This window comes from Promineifilum sp. (SeqCode) (assembly GCF_041918635.1).
Taxonomy (GTDB): domain Bacteria; phylum Chloroflexota; class Anaerolineae; order Promineifilales; family Promineifilaceae; genus Promineifilum.
The window spans coordinates 1-2,195 of sequence record NZ_JAYRVJ010000449.1; the positions used below are offsets into that span (position 1 = coordinate 1).

At 66.7% G+C, this 2,195-nt stretch carries 3 protein-coding genes; all 3 read left to right on the forward strand.

Translation table 11 applies throughout. From position 1 onward, the window contains the following. The coding region (locus ACE3UY_RS13765) for an ABC transporter permease (RefSeq protein ID WP_374688081.1) at positions 1-1,155 on the forward strand (1,155 nt) is incomplete at its 5' end. Positions 1,156-1,256: 101 nt separating this feature from the next. Next, positions 1,257-1,541 (forward strand): CopG family transcriptional regulator, encoded by a 285-nt coding sequence (locus ACE3UY_RS13770; RefSeq protein WP_374688082.1) that lies wholly within the window; start codon positions 1,257-1,259, stop codon positions 1,539-1,541. A 44-nt stretch (positions 1,542-1,585) separates the two neighbouring features. After that, positions 1,586-2,195, forward strand: a 610-nt coding sequence (locus ACE3UY_RS13775; protein WP_374688083.1) for an adenylate/guanylate cyclase domain-containing protein, incomplete at its 3' end; no start/stop codon positions are given.

The following is a 2,195-nucleotide window of genomic DNA, read 5'->3' on the forward strand; positions in this document are numbered from 1 at the left end:
CACCCCGACGCCTTCCGATTGCTGCCGGAGGGCTGGGCGCGCTACCGGCCGGCGCGGGCGGTGGAGGGGGCGCTGGCCTGGCTCGCGGCTGCGAGCGAACGCGCGGCGCGCTGGATCGCCGCCGTCCCGGCGGCTCTTCTGAGCCTACTTCTCCGGCCGTTAGGGCGCGACGAATGGGCCACATCCGCCGCCCGTTGGTCGGAGCGCCATCGCTTCGCTATCGGCAGCATTGCCTTATTGGCGATCGTCCTGGCGGCCTGCCTGCTGCTGGGCATCGGCGCGTTCCCCGACGCCTGGTACGTGCCCATCAACGGCCCGGTGGACGCCGCCGTGGCCTGGGCCCGCGACAACCTGTACCGCATCGGCGACACGCCGCTCGGCGCGGGGCCGTTCAGCGACTTCGTCACCATCTACGGCCTCAACTTCCTGCGCGACGTGCTGCAGGAGTGGCTGCCCTGGGTCGTCATCGTCGCCCTGTTCGGGCTGGCGGCGCTGGCGCTGGGCAACTGGCGGCTGGCGTTCTTCGCCGCGCTGGGGCTGGTCTTCATCGGCCTGCTGGGCATGTGGGACCTGGCCATGGACACGCTGGGGCAGGTCATCGTCGCCGTCGGCATGGCCCTGGCCATCGGCGTGCCGCTGGGCATCGCCTCGGCCCGCAGCGATCGCGTGGAGATGGCGCTGCGGCCGGGACTCGACTTCCTGCAAACCATTCCACCCTTCGTCTACCTCGTGCCGGTCATCATGCTGTTCAACATCGGCCGCGTGCCGGGGGTTATCGCCTCGGTGCTCTACGCCCTGCCGCCGGCCGTGCGGCTGACCAACCTGGGCATCCGCGGCGTGGACGCGGAGACGGTGGAGGCGGCCGATAGCTTCGGCTCCACGTCGTGGCAGACGCTGCTCAAGGTGCAACTGCCGCTGGCCCTGCCCTCAATCCTGGCCGGCGTCAACCAGACGATCATGATGGTGCTCTCGATGGTCATCATCGCCGGGCTGGTGGGCGGCGGCGGGCTGGGGCTGGAGACAGTGATGGGGCTGGCGCGCAACGAGACCGGCCGGGGCGTGGAGGCGGGGCTGGCGATCGTCGTGCTGGCGATCATCCTCGACCGGCTGACGCAGACCTGGGCGCGGCGGCAGCGGGCGGCGACGAATACGTAAGAGTTTATCCGCAGATTGGGCAGATTAGGCAGATTTTTGGCGGAGTTAGCGCAAGGACGCCAAGATATAAAGGAGCTTTGGCACAAGGTGGCGGGGTGGCAATGATCAGAATGCAAATTCGGCTGAGTGTGGAACAAGCGAGAAGGCTAGAACAGTTGGCGGCGGTGCAAGGGACATCGGTCGCTGAGCTCATTCGTATCGCTGTGGACGCAATGCTGAATGAAGCGCCTGTCATTGACCGGGACGAACTACGACGGCGGGCGCTGGACATGTCAGGCCAATTCAACGGGCCGGTTGATTTGGCTGAAGAGCATAATCGCTATCTGGCTGAGGCTTACGAGGCATGGCCATCGCCGCTCTTTGAAAAATCTGTCAAATCTGCTTAATCTGCGGATGATTCTCTTATTACTACTAAGTTAAAGGCGCGGTCATGCAGGCAACCGATGAGATAACCCAACTACAGGCCGGCATCGCGGCGCTGGAGGCGCAGCGGGCCATCCTCGGCGACGCCGTCGTCGAGGCCATGCTCGGCCCCATCCGCGAGAAACTGGCCGCCTTACAAGCCCAGGCCGACCACGCCGCCCAGCAGCGCAAGCTGGCGACGGTGCTGTTCATGGACATTGCCGGCCACACGGCCCTCATCCGCGACCTCGACCCGGAAGAGAACATGGCCCTCATTGATGCGGCGCTGGCCCGGCTGGCGGAGCCGGTCGGCCGTTTCGGCGGTCACGTCGCCCGCTACCAGGGGGATGGCTTCAAGGCCGTCTTCGGCCTGCCCACGGCCCACGAGGACGACCCGGAGAACGCCATCCGCGCCGCGCTCGACATTCAGGCCGTGGCCCATGTCATCGGCGGCGAGTGGTCAGCCGAACGCGGCGTGGAGGGTTTCCGCGTGCGGCTGGGCATCGACACCGGCCTCGTCTTCGCCGGCGGATTGACCGAGGGCGAGGACACAGTCAAGGGCATGCCGGTCAACCTGGCCGCGCGGCTGGAAAGCGCCGCCGAACCGGGGACGATCCTCATCTCTCATAACACGTATC

Bases quoted from the DNA above. Each gene is read 5' to 3' on its own strand.
- ACE3UY_RS13770 (WP_374688082.1), top strand. From the start codon at position 1,257: ATGATCAGAATGCAAATTCGGCTGAGTGTGGAACAAGCGAGAAGGCTA.